At 69.9% G+C, this 13,677-nt stretch carries 28 protein-coding genes; all 28 read left to right on the top strand.

What is annotated here, in order from left to right; genetic code table 11:
• The first annotated feature begins 99 nt into the window (after nt 1-99).
• Nucleotides 100-315, top strand: a complete 216-nt coding sequence (locus tag MPTA5024_RS10770) for a hypothetical protein (protein ID WP_036322159.1) — start codon at nt 100-102, stop codon at nt 313-315.
• Nucleotides 312-743, top strand: coding sequence for a DUF6197 family protein (locus MPTA5024_RS10765; RefSeq protein ID WP_036322156.1), 432 nt, complete (start codon nt 312-314; stop codon nt 741-743). Before MPTA5024_RS10770 ends, MPTA5024_RS10765 begins: the two co-directional genes overlap by 4 nt.
• Nucleotides 740-1,105, top strand: coding sequence for a hypothetical protein (locus MPTA5024_RS10760; protein ID WP_036322154.1), 366 nt, complete (start codon nt 740-742; stop codon nt 1,103-1,105). The genes MPTA5024_RS10765 and MPTA5024_RS10760 overlap by 4 nt, the downstream gene beginning before the upstream one ends.
• On the top strand, nt 1,102-1,260 hold the full coding sequence (locus MPTA5024_RS40785) for a hypothetical protein (protein ID WP_157099372.1): 159 nt from the start codon (nt 1,102-1,104) through the stop codon (nt 1,258-1,260). The genes MPTA5024_RS10760 and MPTA5024_RS40785 overlap by 4 nt, the downstream gene beginning before the upstream one ends.
• Nucleotides 1,257-1,388 (top strand): hypothetical protein, encoded by a 132-nt coding sequence (locus tag MPTA5024_RS44215; RefSeq protein WP_269750560.1) that lies wholly within the window; start codon nt 1,257-1,259, stop codon nt 1,386-1,388. The genes MPTA5024_RS40785 and MPTA5024_RS44215 overlap by 4 nt, the downstream gene beginning before the upstream one ends.
• Nucleotides 1,385-2,311, top strand: coding sequence for an ATP-binding protein (locus tag MPTA5024_RS10755; RefSeq protein ID WP_036322152.1), 927 nt, complete (start codon nt 1,385-1,387; stop codon nt 2,309-2,311). The genes MPTA5024_RS44215 and MPTA5024_RS10755 overlap by 4 nt, the downstream gene beginning before the upstream one ends.
• Nucleotides 2,308-2,898 carry a hypothetical protein gene (locus MPTA5024_RS10750; protein ID WP_036322150.1) on the top strand — a complete coding sequence of 197 codons (591 nt, stop codon included), beginning with the start codon at nt 2,308-2,310 and terminating at the stop codon, nt 2,896-2,898. The genes MPTA5024_RS10755 and MPTA5024_RS10750 overlap by 4 nt, the downstream gene beginning before the upstream one ends.
• The gene (locus MPTA5024_RS10745) at nt 2,895-3,320 is read left to right on the top strand and encodes a hypothetical protein (protein ID WP_036322148.1); all 426 of its coding nucleotides are present in this window, start codon (nt 2,895-2,897) and stop codon (nt 3,318-3,320) included. Before MPTA5024_RS10750 ends, MPTA5024_RS10745 begins: the two co-directional genes overlap by 4 nt.
• Complete coding sequence (locus MPTA5024_RS10740) at nt 3,317-3,808, top strand: HNH endonuclease (RefSeq protein ID WP_036322146.1); 492 nt, start codon at nt 3,317-3,319, stop codon at nt 3,806-3,808. The genes MPTA5024_RS10745 and MPTA5024_RS10740 overlap by 4 nt, the downstream gene beginning before the upstream one ends.
• Entirely contained in the window at nt 3,805-3,936 is a 132-nt protein-coding gene (locus MPTA5024_RS44210; RefSeq protein ID WP_269750559.1) for a hypothetical protein, read from the top strand. The genes MPTA5024_RS10740 and MPTA5024_RS44210 overlap by 4 nt, the downstream gene beginning before the upstream one ends.
• Complete coding sequence (locus tag MPTA5024_RS10735; RefSeq protein WP_036322144.1) at nt 3,929-4,183, top strand: hypothetical protein; 255 nt, start codon at nt 3,929-3,931, stop codon at nt 4,181-4,183. The genes MPTA5024_RS44210 and MPTA5024_RS10735 overlap by 8 nt, the downstream gene beginning before the upstream one ends.
• A gap of 87 nt (nt 4,184-4,270) precedes the next feature.
• Nucleotides 4,271-4,693, top strand: coding sequence for a hypothetical protein (locus MPTA5024_RS10730; RefSeq protein WP_157099371.1), 423 nt, complete (start codon nt 4,271-4,273; stop codon nt 4,691-4,693).
• A complete protein-coding gene (locus MPTA5024_RS40780) occupies nt 4,693-4,857 on the top strand; it encodes a hypothetical protein (protein ID WP_157099370.1) in 165 nt (54 codons plus the stop codon). Before MPTA5024_RS10730 ends, MPTA5024_RS40780 begins: the two co-directional genes overlap by 1 nt.
• Nucleotides 4,854-5,177 carry a hypothetical protein gene (locus MPTA5024_RS10725; protein ID WP_036322141.1) on the top strand — a complete coding sequence of 108 codons (324 nt, stop codon included), beginning with the start codon at nt 4,854-4,856 and terminating at the stop codon, nt 5,175-5,177. The genes MPTA5024_RS40780 and MPTA5024_RS10725 overlap by 4 nt, the downstream gene beginning before the upstream one ends.
• A complete protein-coding gene (locus MPTA5024_RS10720) occupies nt 5,174-5,491 on the top strand; it encodes a hypothetical protein (protein WP_036322138.1) in 318 nt (105 codons plus the stop codon). The genes MPTA5024_RS10725 and MPTA5024_RS10720 overlap by 4 nt, the downstream gene beginning before the upstream one ends.
• Nucleotides 5,491-5,907: a hypothetical protein gene (locus MPTA5024_RS10715; RefSeq protein WP_157099369.1), complete on the top strand. Its 417-nt coding sequence runs from the start codon at nt 5,491-5,493 to the stop codon at nt 5,905-5,907. Before MPTA5024_RS10720 ends, MPTA5024_RS10715 begins: the two co-directional genes overlap by 1 nt.
• Nucleotides 5,904-6,617, top strand: a complete 714-nt coding sequence (locus MPTA5024_RS10710; RefSeq protein ID WP_036322132.1) for a hypothetical protein — start codon at nt 5,904-5,906, stop codon at nt 6,615-6,617. Before MPTA5024_RS10715 ends, MPTA5024_RS10710 begins: the two co-directional genes overlap by 4 nt.
• Before the next feature lie 695 nt (nt 6,618-7,312).
• Entirely contained in the window at nt 7,313-7,621 is a 309-nt protein-coding gene (locus tag MPTA5024_RS10705) for a hypothetical protein (RefSeq protein ID WP_036322130.1), read from the top strand.
• Nucleotides 7,622-8,074: 453 nt separating this feature from the next.
• On the top strand, nt 8,075-8,944 hold the full coding sequence (locus MPTA5024_RS40775; RefSeq protein ID WP_157099368.1) for a hypothetical protein: 870 nt from the start codon (nt 8,075-8,077) through the stop codon (nt 8,942-8,944).
• On the top strand, nt 8,941-10,233 hold the full coding sequence (locus MPTA5024_RS10695) for a DnaB-like helicase N-terminal domain-containing protein (protein WP_051457917.1): 1,293 nt from the start codon (nt 8,941-8,943) through the stop codon (nt 10,231-10,233). The genes MPTA5024_RS40775 and MPTA5024_RS10695 overlap by 4 nt, the downstream gene beginning before the upstream one ends.
• The gene (locus MPTA5024_RS10690) at nt 10,233-10,628 is read left to right on the top strand and encodes a hypothetical protein (protein WP_157099367.1); all 396 of its coding nucleotides are present in this window, start codon (nt 10,233-10,235) and stop codon (nt 10,626-10,628) included. The genes MPTA5024_RS10695 and MPTA5024_RS10690 overlap by 1 nt, the downstream gene beginning before the upstream one ends.
• Nucleotides 10,625-10,843, top strand: a complete 219-nt coding sequence (locus MPTA5024_RS10685; protein WP_036322126.1) for a hypothetical protein — start codon at nt 10,625-10,627, stop codon at nt 10,841-10,843. Before MPTA5024_RS10690 ends, MPTA5024_RS10685 begins: the two co-directional genes overlap by 4 nt.
• Before the next feature lie 106 nt (nt 10,844-10,949).
• Nucleotides 10,950-11,924 carry a DNA cytosine methyltransferase gene (locus MPTA5024_RS39495; RefSeq protein WP_084369553.1) on the top strand — a complete coding sequence of 325 codons (975 nt, stop codon included), beginning with the start codon at nt 10,950-10,952 and terminating at the stop codon, nt 11,922-11,924.
• Entirely contained in the window at nt 11,921-12,181 is a 261-nt protein-coding gene (locus MPTA5024_RS10670) for a hypothetical protein (protein WP_157099366.1), read from the top strand. Before MPTA5024_RS39495 ends, MPTA5024_RS10670 begins: the two co-directional genes overlap by 4 nt.
• On the top strand, nt 12,174-12,605 hold the full coding sequence (locus tag MPTA5024_RS10665; protein WP_036322120.1) for a DUF4326 domain-containing protein: 432 nt from the start codon (nt 12,174-12,176) through the stop codon (nt 12,603-12,605). The genes MPTA5024_RS10670 and MPTA5024_RS10665 overlap by 8 nt, the downstream gene beginning before the upstream one ends.
• The gene (locus MPTA5024_RS10660; protein WP_036322117.1) at nt 12,598-12,807 is read left to right on the top strand and encodes a DUF397 domain-containing protein; all 210 of its coding nucleotides are present in this window, start codon (nt 12,598-12,600) and stop codon (nt 12,805-12,807) included. The genes MPTA5024_RS10665 and MPTA5024_RS10660 overlap by 8 nt, the downstream gene beginning before the upstream one ends.
• Nucleotides 12,800-13,045, top strand: a complete 246-nt coding sequence (locus tag MPTA5024_RS10655) for a hypothetical protein (RefSeq protein ID WP_036322114.1) — start codon at nt 12,800-12,802, stop codon at nt 13,043-13,045. Before MPTA5024_RS10660 ends, MPTA5024_RS10655 begins: the two co-directional genes overlap by 8 nt.
• The gene (locus tag MPTA5024_RS10650) at nt 13,038-13,592 is read left to right on the top strand and encodes a hypothetical protein (RefSeq protein ID WP_036322112.1); all 555 of its coding nucleotides are present in this window, start codon (nt 13,038-13,040) and stop codon (nt 13,590-13,592) included. Before MPTA5024_RS10655 ends, MPTA5024_RS10650 begins: the two co-directional genes overlap by 8 nt.
• Nucleotides 13,593-13,677: the final 85 nt, after the last annotated feature.

Raw genomic sequence — 13,677 nt, 5'->3', positions numbered from 1 at the left:
CCGTCTCGCTGAGACGCAGGCGGGCCCCGACCGATTGCCCCGGCCGAGACCCGCAAACCCCCAGCTCAACAACCCCATTCACTCAGGAAGGAGCCGGGAGTGATCTCCAGTATCGCAGCACTGCCCGAGCCGACCACCACCAAACCCGCCCCCCGACTGTCCACAGATGACGCCCTCGCGTTCCTGGACACGGTCACGCCGTCCGAGGCGCACTCCATGCTGATGCTGCTGCTCGGCAGCGACGAGAACGGGTTCATCTACGCGATGGAGTCCGTCCAGCGGCGCCGCGCCCGCGCTGGGGCGGTGACCCGATGAGCGAGCACCTGACCGACCCGCGCCCCGGGATCCTCCGCAAGGCCGTCGAAGTTCTTCAGGTCAATGGCCGATACATCGGCGATTACTACGACCTGAACCAGATTGATGGCGACGACGACGAGCCGGTCCACTGCCGGGTTTGTGTCCTCGGCGCGATCGCGCTGGCCGCCGGGTGTGATCTCCGGAACCACTCTCTCGGAGACCCGCAAACTGCGGCAGAGGACCTAGCTATTGACGCCGCCCGCGCCCTGGCGTGGGAGCTTCACCTCCTCACCGACCGCGAGGACCCCAACACAGTCATCAACGTCGTAGCGAACTGGCACGACGGTGTTGACAGCCGTGAAGGACACCCTTCAGACGCGGCCGTGATCTCCGCTCTGTCTCATGTCGCGGACGCTCTGGAGCGTGTGGCGGGTGAGGCGCGATGACCGCCCTCAACGTCGCCACCACCTGGTCCGCCGCCCACTACGCCCACCGCGTCTGCTTCCCCGGTGGCCTCCCCATGGTGGTGGCCACGGAGCCGTCCCCCTGCGCCGACGGCCGCTGGTCGTGCCAGGTGTACACGCATGAGGGCCGCCGGGAGGCGGTCAAGGAGTGGCCGGACACACCGATGACGCTGCTCGACGTCCCCGGCAACCTCACGCGGGACCTGCCCCGGCACTGCGAGATGGGCGCCTGCCCCAACCAGGCCACCGGGCACGTGGACGCGTGCGGCCGGGTGTGGGTGTGCGACACGTGCCGCGCCCAGCTGGACCGCATGGCCGCGAACGCAAAGGCGGGTGCCGAATGAGCGCCGCCGACGCGCTGGCCGCCGCCGACGCCCTGATCCTCGCCGCCGACCTGGAAGACCCGATCGCCACCGTGAAGGCGTACGAGCGGGCCGCAGCCGAAAAGCACGCCGAGGACGAGCTCCGCCGTCGCCTCCACGAGGGGGGCCTGTGGTGACCACCCAGCCGATCGCCACCCGACGCATCCCCTGGCGTGGCGGCCCCCGCCTCGACGAGTGGACCGAGCAGCAGTACCGGACCGAACAGGCCGACTACGACGACGTGCGAGAGGACGACGAGCTGTGACCTTTACCTTCACCCCCGCCACGAAGGAGCAGGCGAAGGCCCGCATCGCGCTCGCGGGCCCGTCCGGTTCCGGCAAGACCTTCACCGCCCTGGTCACCGCCCGCGCCCTCGCCGGCCCGGCCGGACGGATCGCGGTCATCGACACCGAGCGCGAGTCGGCCAGCCTCTACGCCGACGAGTTCGCCTTCGACACGCTGAACATGCACACCTACGACCCGCGGGACCTGGCCAAGGCGCTCGCCGCCGCCGCTGAGGCCCGCTACGACGTGGTCATCGTCGACTCCCTGTCGCACTTCTGGATGGGCATCGGCGGCATGTTGGAGCAGGTCGACAACGCGGCGAAGCGGTCCTACGGCGGCAACTCCTTCGGCGGGTGGAAGGAAGCCCGCCCGATCGAGCGGCAGATGATCGACGCCCTGCTCGCCTACCCGGGTCACGTCATCGTGACGATGCGCACCAAGACCGAGTGGGTGGTGCAGGAGAACGAGAAGGGCCGCAAGGAGCCGAAGAAGATCGGCACCAAGCCCGAGCAGCGTGAGGGCATCGAGTACGAGTTCACCATCGTCGGCGACATGGACCTGGAGCACACGCTCGTCATCTCCAAGTCCCGCGCCAAGCCCCTCGCGGACGCCGTCATCCGCGTCCCCGACGAGACGTTCGGCCTCACGGTGCTCGACTGGCTGGGCCAGGGCAAGCCGATGCCGAGCTCCCTCGACTACCGCGACCAGGCCATCGCCCACGAGGCGACCTACGCCGAGCTGCGCGGCCTGTACGAGGAGGTCAAGAAGCGGGGCCTGCTCGGCGCCGCCGTCATGGACGACACCGGCGAGACGGTCAGCCTCGGCGACCTCATCGTGGCCCGCGGCAAGGACGCACAGGCCCGCGAGCAGGGCGCCGGCCAGGACAAGGGGGCGGCGGCGTGAGCGCCACCCACGCCCTCAAGGTGGCCGCAGCGAAGGTCCTCGCCGACATCGTTACCGAAGGCTACGAGCAGCTCCGCAAGGAGGCCGAACCCGAGTTCGCGGCACTGCGCACCCAGTACAACGCGCGGACCCTGGACGCCGCCCTGCCCGACGGGACCGTGCTCGGCACGATCAGCATCCTGGGCGGGCCGGCCAGCCGGAAGTTCAACATGTCGGCCATCGCCGCGATCGTTGCCAACGATGACCCCGACGAGTTCGTGGAGCAGATCCGCCCCGAAGCCGTCGCGGATCCCGACCTGCTGGCGTTCGTCCGCGACCACATGCCGCACCTGCTCGTCAAGAAGATCCGCGACGAGCACCTGAAGCGGGTGTTCAAGCGGGTCGATGAGAACGGCTACCTGAAGGACGCCGCCGGGACCCTCATCAAGGTCGCTGAGGTGACCCGTGGGGAGCCGACGGGGGAGTTTCGGTACAAGGCAACCCCGGCCGCTCGTGAGGCCGTGTGGGCGGCGTGGGAGGCCGGAATCCTCCAGCCGTTCCTCGGCGACCTGGTCCGCCCGGCCGTCGAGGCGGGTGAGGGCCAGTGACCGCGAGCTTTGACCGGGGCGAGACCGGCGGCCTGGAGTTCATCCAGGAAGGCGAAGCTCTCACCACAGTGGAGACCGAGGCCTTCCTGAAGCGGCTCAACAACGAGCTGGTTTTGTCGCAGCTCGCCATCCGCCGGGCCCGCACTCACGCGGCCAACTGCAAGAAGGCCTACGAGATGAGGCGGATCCCGCTGCTGCTGTCTGCGGAGTGCCCGCCGGTGGGGCGCGGTGTCGGCGAGGTGACGGTCGCGGAGCGCGACGCCTGGATCAACAACCGGATCATGGCGGAGTATCAGGCGCTGAACGACGCCAAGATCGCGCTGGAGAACGCGATCGATTACGGCTGGCAGGTCAAGGACCAGGTCCGGATCATGCAGTCGCTCAACAACAACGCCAAGGAGATCTACCGGAGTGCGCGATGAGCGTCTCCGACAAGGTCCGCAAGCTGGTGCTGGAGCGCGACAACCACTCCTGCGTGTGCTGCGGCCGGTCCATTATCGGCCAGCCCTACAGCCTTCAGCACCGCAGGGCCCGGAAGATGGGTGGCTCCCGCCTCCCGTGGATCGACCAGCCGCAGAATCTCATCACGGTCTACGGGTCGGCGACCACCGGGTGCCACGCCCGGATGGAGTCCCGCGGGCAGGCCGACAAGAGCAGGGGCTATGTCATCCCGGCGTGGCCGGAGATCGACCCCCGGTTCATCCCGGTGCAGGTCGTGACGGAGTTCGGCCCTGCCCGGGTGTGGCTGACCCCTGAGGGCGGCTTGTCGAACGACCCGCCGGCTGACGCGCCGCCCGCTGAGTGCGGGCTCCATCTGGTCACGGATGCCTGTCCGGCGTGCCTGGTGTGCCGCCTGTGCGGCCCGTGTGAGTGCGAGCTCGTCGCCGGCTGGGCGCGGGAGGCGTCGTGATCCCGGTCGAGGACTTGCCGCCCAGCGCGTGCCCGTACTGCCGGCACACCCACCCGAAGGACGCGGAGTGCGTCACCGACGCCCGCGACCAATCCCGCCCCGACGACGAGGAGACCCCCGATGAGTGAGCACGTCACCACCGACCGCCAGATCGGCGATCCCCGCACCTGGTCCGACGACGAGTGGTGGGACCCGACCCGCGTCCCGGACACGGAGTGGCTCGCCAAGACCGGCATGTGCGGTTCCTGCGGCCGGGACGGCTCGAACTGCAACGGCTACTGCTGGTGCGACCGCACCCGCTGCCAGCGCCCGCAGGACGGGCGTGCGTGCTCCTGCCGCTGCGGCTGCTTCCGCGAGCACGGCCTGAACGCCTGATCCCCGCTTCTTTCGGCTGCTCCCTCCTCGGGGGTGGGAGCAGCCACCCCCCGCACGAGATCCACCCCAGATCGGAGACACACCCAGATGACCGTTAGCACGAACACCCAGGAGATGCCCGTCGTCCCGGCCGCTGTCGCCGCCGAGGCGGAGAACGTGCAGATCCCGTACTCCCCGAACGTGAAGTCCCGCTTCCGGGTCGTCGCCGAGTGGGAGATCGACCAGATCCGCACCCGCATCCAGCAGGAGATCGACCAGCTGCGGGCGCAGGAGGAGTACGAGATCCGGCAGTGGCAGCAGATGCTCGCCCAGGTCGATCAGACGGTGCCGGACCCGACGCTGGTCCGGATCGGCAACCGGCCGGCTGGGCGGGACCCGTACGCGGAGGCCCCGGAGCTGTCGGACAACCCCGACGGAGTCGTGGCGGACTTCACCGCCGCGCACGAGGAGGAGGCGCAGCGGGAGGCCGCTCAGGAGGCGGCCCGTGAGGCGAAGAGGAGGCGTCGGTGATGGCCCGCGCTCCAAGGACCACGCAGTCGGGTGAGCGGGTGACGGTCCGCAACGCCTACGACCGGCAGTTCGCGAAGTCCCGCCGGTCCTGTACGCAGCCCACGCAGGTGTGGAAGGGGCTGCGCCCGATCCCCGCCGACTTCAGGAAGGACGACACCCAATGACCACCCTCGCTGTCCCCACCTTGGAGCCCGACTCCTTCGACTTCATGTCCCTGGTCGTCTTCCGCCGCAGGTGGGGCCTCCGGGGAGGCAGCTTCACCCGCGCGTTCCAGCAGCACCCGCCCGTGTTCCGCAACCCGGCCCTGTCGCATTACGGGGCGAGCCTGTCGGCGTTCGCGGTCCTCCTGGACGCGTACCGCACACAGATCGACCGGTGGTGGGACGCCCACCCAGACGACGGGGTGACCCTGTACGACGCGCACGCGAAGGCCGAGGTCGAGGAGATCCTGCGCCCGTCCACGTCTTCGGGGAGCCCGTCATGACGGGCCAGTGGGCAGGGACCGTCGCCGTGGGGATCGTCGTGGCGGTGTCCGCCGTCGTCGGCCTGGTGGGACGGGCCCACAAGGCGCGCAGGGCGCGGGTCACCGCCCGCGACCTCGCGGGGGCGCGGCACATCGGCGAGCTCCGCAGCGTCGGCTTCAAAGCCGTCGGTGTGGACGACGACGAGTGGACCCGGTTCGCCACCGACCACGGCATGCACCGCCTTCACACCCCTGACCAGGTGGAGCGCCTCGTCGATGACGCCCTGATCGGCGACGACGGCGACGGCCTGGACACCGAGTGGTGGCGGCTGTGATGAAGAAGCCCAGAAACGCGCAGGGCTACAGCCCCGAAGAGTTCGACACCGCCGTGGCCCTCATCCACAACGACGCCACCCTGCGCGCCGACATCGAAGCCATCACCGGGCAGAAGGTCACCGGCAAGAACCCCCGCGAACTGTTCGACCTGTTCCGCGCGATCGACCAGGCCGCCGAGGTGCAGGCCGCGGTCGTCCGCTACGGACGGGCCCGGCAGATGGTCCGCCAGACCCGCATCGAAATGCAGGACCTGCCGCCGGCGGACATGCCGGTCGACACCGCGAAGTACGTCGCGGACGTGCAGCGGCGCCTGGACGAGGCGAAGGCCGAGAACGCCGCCCTCAAGGCCGCGCTGCGGGCCGGCAACGTCACCGCGATTCCCCGCCACACCATCAAGGGAGAGGTCGCCTCATGAGCGCCCGCGACATCTTCGGCCTGACCGACGAGTTCACCACCTACCACGTGCAGCTGCGGTGCATCGACAAGCTGGTGGGTGGTGTCCCTTCCAGCGCCAGCGTGATCAAGGGCTGGTTGAAGACCCGCATGGAGCTCGGCGACCGCGACCTTCAGGACATGGTCGACAAGACCCTGGCCGAGCGGTTCCCCGACCGGCAGCCGTCCCCGGACGAGCTGGCCGAGGCCATCATGTCGACCGACGCCGCCCCCTCGGTGAACGGCTTCAAGCGCATCCCGGGGACGGGGGAGCTGGCGTATGAGGGGCGGTGCATGAAGGCCGCCATCAAGGAGTGGTCGAACTCCGCCTACCCGGGCACCGAGTGGCCGGGGAAGAAGCAGGTCGCCCCGACGTTCCGCAAGGGCCTGATGTCGACGCTGGTGGAGCGGGTGTTCGTCGAGGACATCTACATCGGCCTCGGCACCAAGGAACCCACCGGGGTCGAGGAGCGCATCAAGCACGTCATGACCCCGCAGGGGCCGCGCTCGTCCATCAACCGAGTCGAGTACGTGCAGGAACCCGAGCTGGCTTTCACGCTGCGGGTCCGGGATGACTTCCTCCCGGTGGAGGCGTGGTCCCGCATCTGGCAGGCCGGCGAGCAGATCGGCATCGGCTCCGACCGCGGCCGGTCCGACGGCCGGTTCGAGCTGCTGGCCTTCAAACGGGCCTGAGACGCGCACAGGGCCCCAGCACGACGGCTGGGGCCCCTTCCCACCCACGACTGTACCCGGGGGTCTCCTTGAACGTCTGCGACGCCGTGACGGATACGGCTAGCCACTACGACAGGCCGTCACTGCGCACGACTGGCCGCAACGACAAGCCCTACCCTTCCTTCCCTTCGCTCGCCGACAGTCCACCCCACGTCCGTCCTCGCCGACAAGCCAAGGTGAGCCGCCCCACGCCGGGCCACTCCGACATGCCTTGCCTTACCCGAGCCGACTTCTCCCGCCGGGCCGCACCCAGCCGACCCAACAGACCACGCCTAACCCAGGCAAACCGGCTGACAACCCAGTCCAGGTCTTCCCTCGCCGACAAGCCGAGCCGTCCCCTGCCGACGCCGGTCCGACGAGCCGTTGCTACCGCCTGCCCTGCTCACGCGACTTGCCGACTCCTGCCTCACCATGCCACGCCGACCTGTCTACGCCGCTCAGTCCGTGCCGCAGCACACCAGATCGACTCTCCCAGCCCTTTCCAGCCTTGCCGACTACCCGTCCCGGCTCTGGTCTTCCCTGCCCGACGAGCCTCGCCGGTCGCAGCTCCGGCCAACCCCTCACATGCCGACATCCCACGCCCTGTCTCGCCGAGCACGACATGCCTTCCCTGACCCGTCCGGACCACCACCACACCCTCATGGAGGTGACTGCCGATGCTCCCTCGGTACCCCGCCTGCGCGTCTGAGGTGACCTGTGAGCGCCTCGCCGCGTCTCTGGCGGTCGCCGCCCACTGGCACGCCTCCCAAGGCTCCGACACGGCTGCTGCGGCGTTGGACGGGCTGGCGTTCGTCCTCCGCACCCTCGTGCAGGTCGCGCCGGACCGGGCGGACGAGATCGCCCTCAGCGTGTGGCACCGCACCCAGGACGCACCCCCTGAGGGGTGGACCACGACGGCGTTGGCCGAGCTTGGTGTCTGCCCGGAGGCCGTGTACCAGGCCGCGAGAGGCGGTGCCGCGGCATGACCACCACCAACGAGGCGCCCGCCCGCCGGCGGGAGAAGCTTCCCCGCGTCACCCTCGACGAGCTCGCCCAGCCCTGCGCCCGATGCGACCACCAGAACGCCGGCCACGTAGGCGGCTACACCCGCTCCGGTTGGCCCATCTTCGACCCCATCTGGGTCGGGGCTACCGGCTGGTGCACCGCCCCCGGCTGCACCTGCCCTGGGAGGACCGACGACCCCAACCAAGCGTCCACCCAGCGCACCGCCCTGCCTGAGAGTGCGCCGGTCGTGGCGCCGCCGCCGAGGGCTGTGACGCCCCTGAGCGGCCCTTGTGGGGCTGGTGTGGGCCCGTGTGGGCGTGTCCCCACCCGGCCTTACCCGTGCGGTCCCCGGTGCGACGAGTGCGCGCCGGGGAGCCCGTCGGCCCCGCAGAACTGATCCCTCAACCCCACGCACGCCCCCGAAAGCGAGAGACATGGCCGACACGTACCTGAAGCTGCACGACGGCTTTCCGGAGAACCGGAAGGTTGTCGCGGCTGGAGGTGACGCCGCGTGGCTTCACGTCTGCGCACTGGCGTACGCGTCGCGGAACCTCACCGACGGCCTCATTCCCGAGGGGGTCGTGCCGCGCCTGTCCGACCGCAAGCAGCCGACGAAACTCGCGACGAAACTCGTCGAGGTCGGGCTGTGGCACAAGGCCGGCCACGACTGCCCTCGATGCCCCGAGCCGGGGGTCGGGGAGTACCTGATCCACGACTACCTCCACCACCAGCGCTCCGCCGCCAAGGTCGAAGAAATCAAAGGTAAGAGGGCCATTTCCGGCAGCAAGGGTGGCGCCCAGAAGGCGGCAAACGCCCAAGCGGGAGCGAAGCAAAACCCTAGCAATTTGCTAGGCGGTAGCTACGACGCCGCTGAAGCAAACGACTACCCAGATACAGATACAGATACAGATACAGATACAGAAGAAAAAGAACCTCCGTCGTCGGGCGGCAGAGCCGCCGACATTTCCCCGGAGATCGTCGAAGCCGTCGACCGAGTGTGCGACCACCTCGCTCAGCGCATCGTCGCCAACGGCTGCAAACCGCCCACTGTCGGGACCCGCTGGCGCGACGCCGCCCGGCTGATGATGACCGCCGACGGCCGCACCGAGCAGCAGATCCACGCCGCCATCGACTGGTGCCAGAACGACGAATTCTGGCGCAGCCACGTCATGTCGATGCCGAAGCTCCGCGAGAAGTACGACGCGCTCCGGCTCCAGGCGTCGGCCAAGAAGGGCCGAGGATCACCGCCGCCGGCCGCGCCCCCCGCCACCTCACCCCGTGACCGCTGGATGGAACGCCAATGACCCCCGACGACATGCGGCTGGAGCCGCACGACATCCTCGCCGAGCAGTCCGTCCTCGGCGCCATGCTCATCTCCCAGGCAGCCGTCGAGACAGCCCTGGCCCGCGTCACTCCCGGCGACTTCTACCGGCCGGCGCACCGGATCATCTTCGAGGCCATCACGGCGATCGCCCGCTCGGGGGAGCCCCTGGACGCGACGATCGTCATGGCCCGTCTCCAGAGCGAGAACTGGCTCCACGTCGTCGGCGGCGGCCCGTACCTGCACACCCTGATGGAGACGTGCCTCACCCCGGCGAACATCACGCACTACACCGCGATCGTGCGGGAGCGCGCGGTGCGCCGGCGCCTCATCGCCGCGAGCAGAGGCATCACGCAGCGGGCATACGCCGCCGACGGTGAGGACGCCGTCGGGCTGGCCGAGATGGCTGTCCGCGAGTTGGAGTCGGTCCGCGACTTCGAGATCAGCGAGGACGACGCCGCCTCCACGCTCACCATCAAGGAGTTCCTGGAGGTCAAGGACGAGGAGTACGACTGGATCGTCCCTGACCTGCTGGAACGCGGAGACCGCATGATCCTCACGGGGACAGAGGGGCTGGGCAAGAGCACGCTGTTCCGGCAGCTCGCGGTCACCATCGCCGCGGGGATCCATCCGTTCGACCACTACGAGATCGAGCCCAAGCGGGTCCTGGTCGTGGACGTGGAGAACACGCCCAAGCAGGTCCGCCGGAAGATCCGCCCGATGGTCGCCCAGGCCGAGCTCCAGCGCCGACCGATCGAGGAGACGAACCTGTGGCTGGAGATCCGCCCCGAGGGACTCGACCTCGCCAACGACCGGGACGTGTCCTGGCTGCTGCGCCGCATCTCACTGATCCGTCCCGACATCGTGTTCCTCGGCCCGCTGTACCGCCTGGCCCCGCGGGCGCTCAACACCGACGACGAGGCCGCGCCGATCCTCGCGGTGCTGAACATGATCCGCGCCAAAGGTGCCTGCGTCCTGCTGGAGGCGCACGCCGGTCACGCCCTGATGGCCGGCGGACGGCGCGATCTCCGCCCCCGCGGGTCGTCGGCGCTGCTCGGCTGGCCGGAGTGCGGGTACGGCATCCGCCGCGCCGACACCGAGGAAGCCAAGAGCCGCCGGATCGTTGATTTCGAGTCCTGGCGTGGGGACCGCGACGAGCGCAACTGGCCGGAGCGGCTCGGCGCTGGCGGCGTGTGGCCGTGGTCGGCAATGCAGATCGGTCACGAGCCCCCGGTCGAGTGGTCGCCCACCGCCGGCCTGCGGGGTGCCTGATGGCCGAGGAGATGCTCCTGGTGATCTGCGACGGCTGCGGCCGGCCGATCGACGACGGCGAAGGCTTCCTGTACGTGGAGCTCGCCAAGGTCCGCGACCTGTGGTCCGCCAAGGCCGACGAGGACACCACGGTCCTGTCGCTGGAGTCCCTGATGAGCCGCCCCACCCGGCCGACGTGGCATGCCCGCCACACGGCGTGCGCCCCGGACGACGGCGGCGACGCCTACGACGTGCCCGTGGCTCAGGTCCGGACCTGGCCGCGGCTGGCGACGACCACGGCCCGGCTGATGTCTAAGAACTGGTTCGCCTCCACCGACTGGAACGCGGTGTTGGAGGGTGCTGCGTCTGCTTGTGGCCGTCGGGTGTCCCGTACCGCCATGCGGGAGGCGTCATGACCGCCGCGCGCGAGGAGCGCCGCCGCTGGGTCGAGTGGCTGCAGGCCACCGGCTACCCGTTCGACTGGCACACCACCACCCCGCCGCCCTGCACCCCGGAGGACCTCGCAGCGGTGTGGCGGGAGCGGGAGACCGGCGGTGACGACCAGTCGGTGGAGGAGTGGGCGGCCATGGTCCGCGAGGAAGCCCGCTGGGAGTCGGGGGAGGCGTCGTGATCCGCTGCCCTAACCCCTCCTGCCTCGGTTGCTACCCGGGTGAGGGTCCTGACGCCTTGGTGTGCCGGTGCGGGACCTCGTGGGCCGGCAACCAGGAGGACCCGTCATGACCGACCTGACCGCAGTGAGCCTGTTCGCTGGGATCGGCGGCTTCGATCTCGCCCTCACACGGGCCGGCGTCCGGGTGGTCGCCGCCGTGGAGATCGACCCCGCCGCCCGCTCCGTCCTGCGCCGGCAGTTCCCCGACGTGACCCTGTTCGAAGACGTGAGAGAGGTGACCGGCCATGCCCTACGAGCAGCCGGGTTTGTTCCCCGACGAGGAATCATCACCGCAGGATGGCCCTGCCAGGGCAACAGCGCGGCAGGACGTCGTGGCGGCCTGGCTGACCCACGCTCCGGACTGTGGCGAGATGTCGTGCGCCTCCTGGCTGACACAGGCGCCGCCTGGTTCATCGGCGAGAACGTCACCGGTCTTCTGGGCGTCAACCGCGGACAGGATTTCGCTGTCGTCCTCGACGACCTGGCCAAGCTCGGGATGGGGTTCTGCTGGCGGGTTCTGGACGCTCGACGATTCGGAGTCCCCCAGCAGCGTCGCCGGCTCGTCGTTGTCGGACGTGCTGGAGGAGACCCACGAGGACCTGTCGAGGTACTTCTTGAGCCCGAAGGCCGCGGTGGGGATTCTGCGCCGGGCGGGGGCGGCCGGCCGCGTCCTGCCGCCTTGGCTGCGCCGGGCGCTGGAGACGACCGCGGCCGGGTGACGCCGGCGCCCGTGGCGTTGCGCGGGCGCAGCTCGGGGTCGCAGATCGAGTGGGGGGAGCCGGGCGATCCGGCGTTCACGCTCCGCACTCCGGGCGGCGGGTCCTCGTATCCGATGGTGGCGACCGACGTGGTGCGCCGGCACACGCCTTTGGAGTGCGAGCGTTTGCAGGGCTTCCCTGATGGGTGGACGGCCGGCCAGGACGACCGCCCCCGCTACCGGCAGCTCGGCAACGCCGTCCCCGTCCCGATGGCCGAGTGGGTGAGCCGCCGGCTGGTCGCCGTGGACGCCCGCCTCGCTGCTCGTGAGGGGGTGGCGGCGTGAACCCGCCCGCTGAGACCGCGCCGGCCGAACCACCCTGCGTGCCCGCCCCCAACGGGTGGGTGTCGTCGGTGTACGCCGAAGCCCAACCAGGTTGCCTGCCCCGGTGGAAGGCCGACTGGGAGGTCACCGACGCGGACGGGCTGGACGAGTGGTTGGCGCTGGCCGAGCTGATGGATGAGACCGCCCGGGTCGACTCCTCGTGGGAGGCCGCCCGCCTGTTGTTCACCGAAACCACCGAAAGGACCACCAATGCCTGAGCGAATCCAGCGCCGCCGCACGAAGGGCTGGCGGCTCCCCGAAGGAGCCGTGATCGTGGACCGCACCTCACGGTGGGGCAACCCGTTCAAGGTCGGCTCCCTCGTCATGGAGCCCGGCCCCTACAACAGCCCGACATGCCCGTACAGCGGCTTCATGGAGCCCGGCACTTACCGGTGGACCGGGATGGGCGGCCCCTACGGCTACGTGATCCGCGAGGTGCGGGACGCCGAGGACGCAACCGCCCTGTTCCGCGCCTACGTGGAGTTCCACGACGACGAGTGGCCGCCGGAGGGGATCCGCCGCGAGTTGGGCGGCAAGGACCTGGCGTGCTTCTGCGCGCTGCCCGCCGATGGCGAGCCGGACCACTGCCACCGATCTGTGCTGATGGAGATCGCGAACAGTGAGGAGCCCGCCCATGTCTGACCGGATCGTGTGGCGTTCGTCGTCGGCCTGCAACGGCGGCTCATGCGTGGCTGTGGCGGTCCTCCCGGACGGGGTGGGCGTCACCGACACCAAGCAGCCGGGCGGCCCGGTGCTGGTGTTCGGTCCGGGGGAGTGGACGCGGTTCCTCGACGAGGCCAAGGCCGGGAAGTACGACCTGCCTGCGGAGGTGCCCGGTGCCTGAGATCCCGGCGGAGCACCTGGCCGCCATCGCCAACGCGGTCAGCGACGGCTCAGCGGTCGTCTGCTACACGCGCTGCTGGCCCTGCCAGTTCGGCGAACACCACGACCCGCCGAAGGCCCACACGTGGATGGACCGCGAGGACGCCGAGCACGCGGGCCACCCGTGGCCACTCCCGGCGGAGACGGCCGCCAAGAACCCCTGTGCCTGCCCCTGCGCGAAGGAGACCCCGGATGCCTGAGATCCCGGCGGATGCCGTACAAGCCGCACTCGCCGCGTTGACGAGCGAACTGGGCGACCTGAGCGAGATCGAGGTGGACCGGGCACGCATGGCGGTCGAGGCCGCCGCACCTGTCCTCGCCGAGTGCATCGCCTCGTCGCTGATGCCTGTGTGGGAGTGGACCCGTGAGGTTGCCGGGGCTCACCGCACCACGTATGGGGTGGACGCGGTCGGCAGGTGCATGCGGATCGCCCGCGAGGCGTTCACTTCGGCACCTCCCGAAGTGATGACGGGGGACCGGTCGGGCGTGGAGGGGTCGCAGGCGGCCCCAGAATCCACGGAGAGCGCCCCGGAGGGTGTCTCCCGAGGCGTTGGGTCATCCGCTCATCCCATCGCTTCTGAGACGCTCTCAGCGCTCCGCGCCCTCGCCCGCTTCCGGAAGTTCCTCGACGACGACTTTCGGTTCTGGTGCTCACCGAACGGGATCGCAGCCCGGTACGCGGGCGACCTGATCGAGCACCTCGACCGGTTCGTTTCCGAGGAGCAGACCGGAGGCGGCAATGGGTGAGCTGATCCGTCACGTCCCGCCCTGCTCCGACCCCGGCTGCGATCCCTGCTACGCGGACGCCACGGACGAGGAGATGTACCGCCTG

Source organism: Microbispora sp. ATCC PTA-5024, assembly GCF_000511135.2.
GTDB classification, from domain to species: Bacteria; Actinomycetota; Actinomycetes; order Streptosporangiales; family Streptosporangiaceae; genus Microbispora; species Microbispora corallina.
The sequence above is the reverse complement of the archived record's forward strand: the minus strand, read 5'-3'. Positions and strand labels throughout refer to the sequence as shown.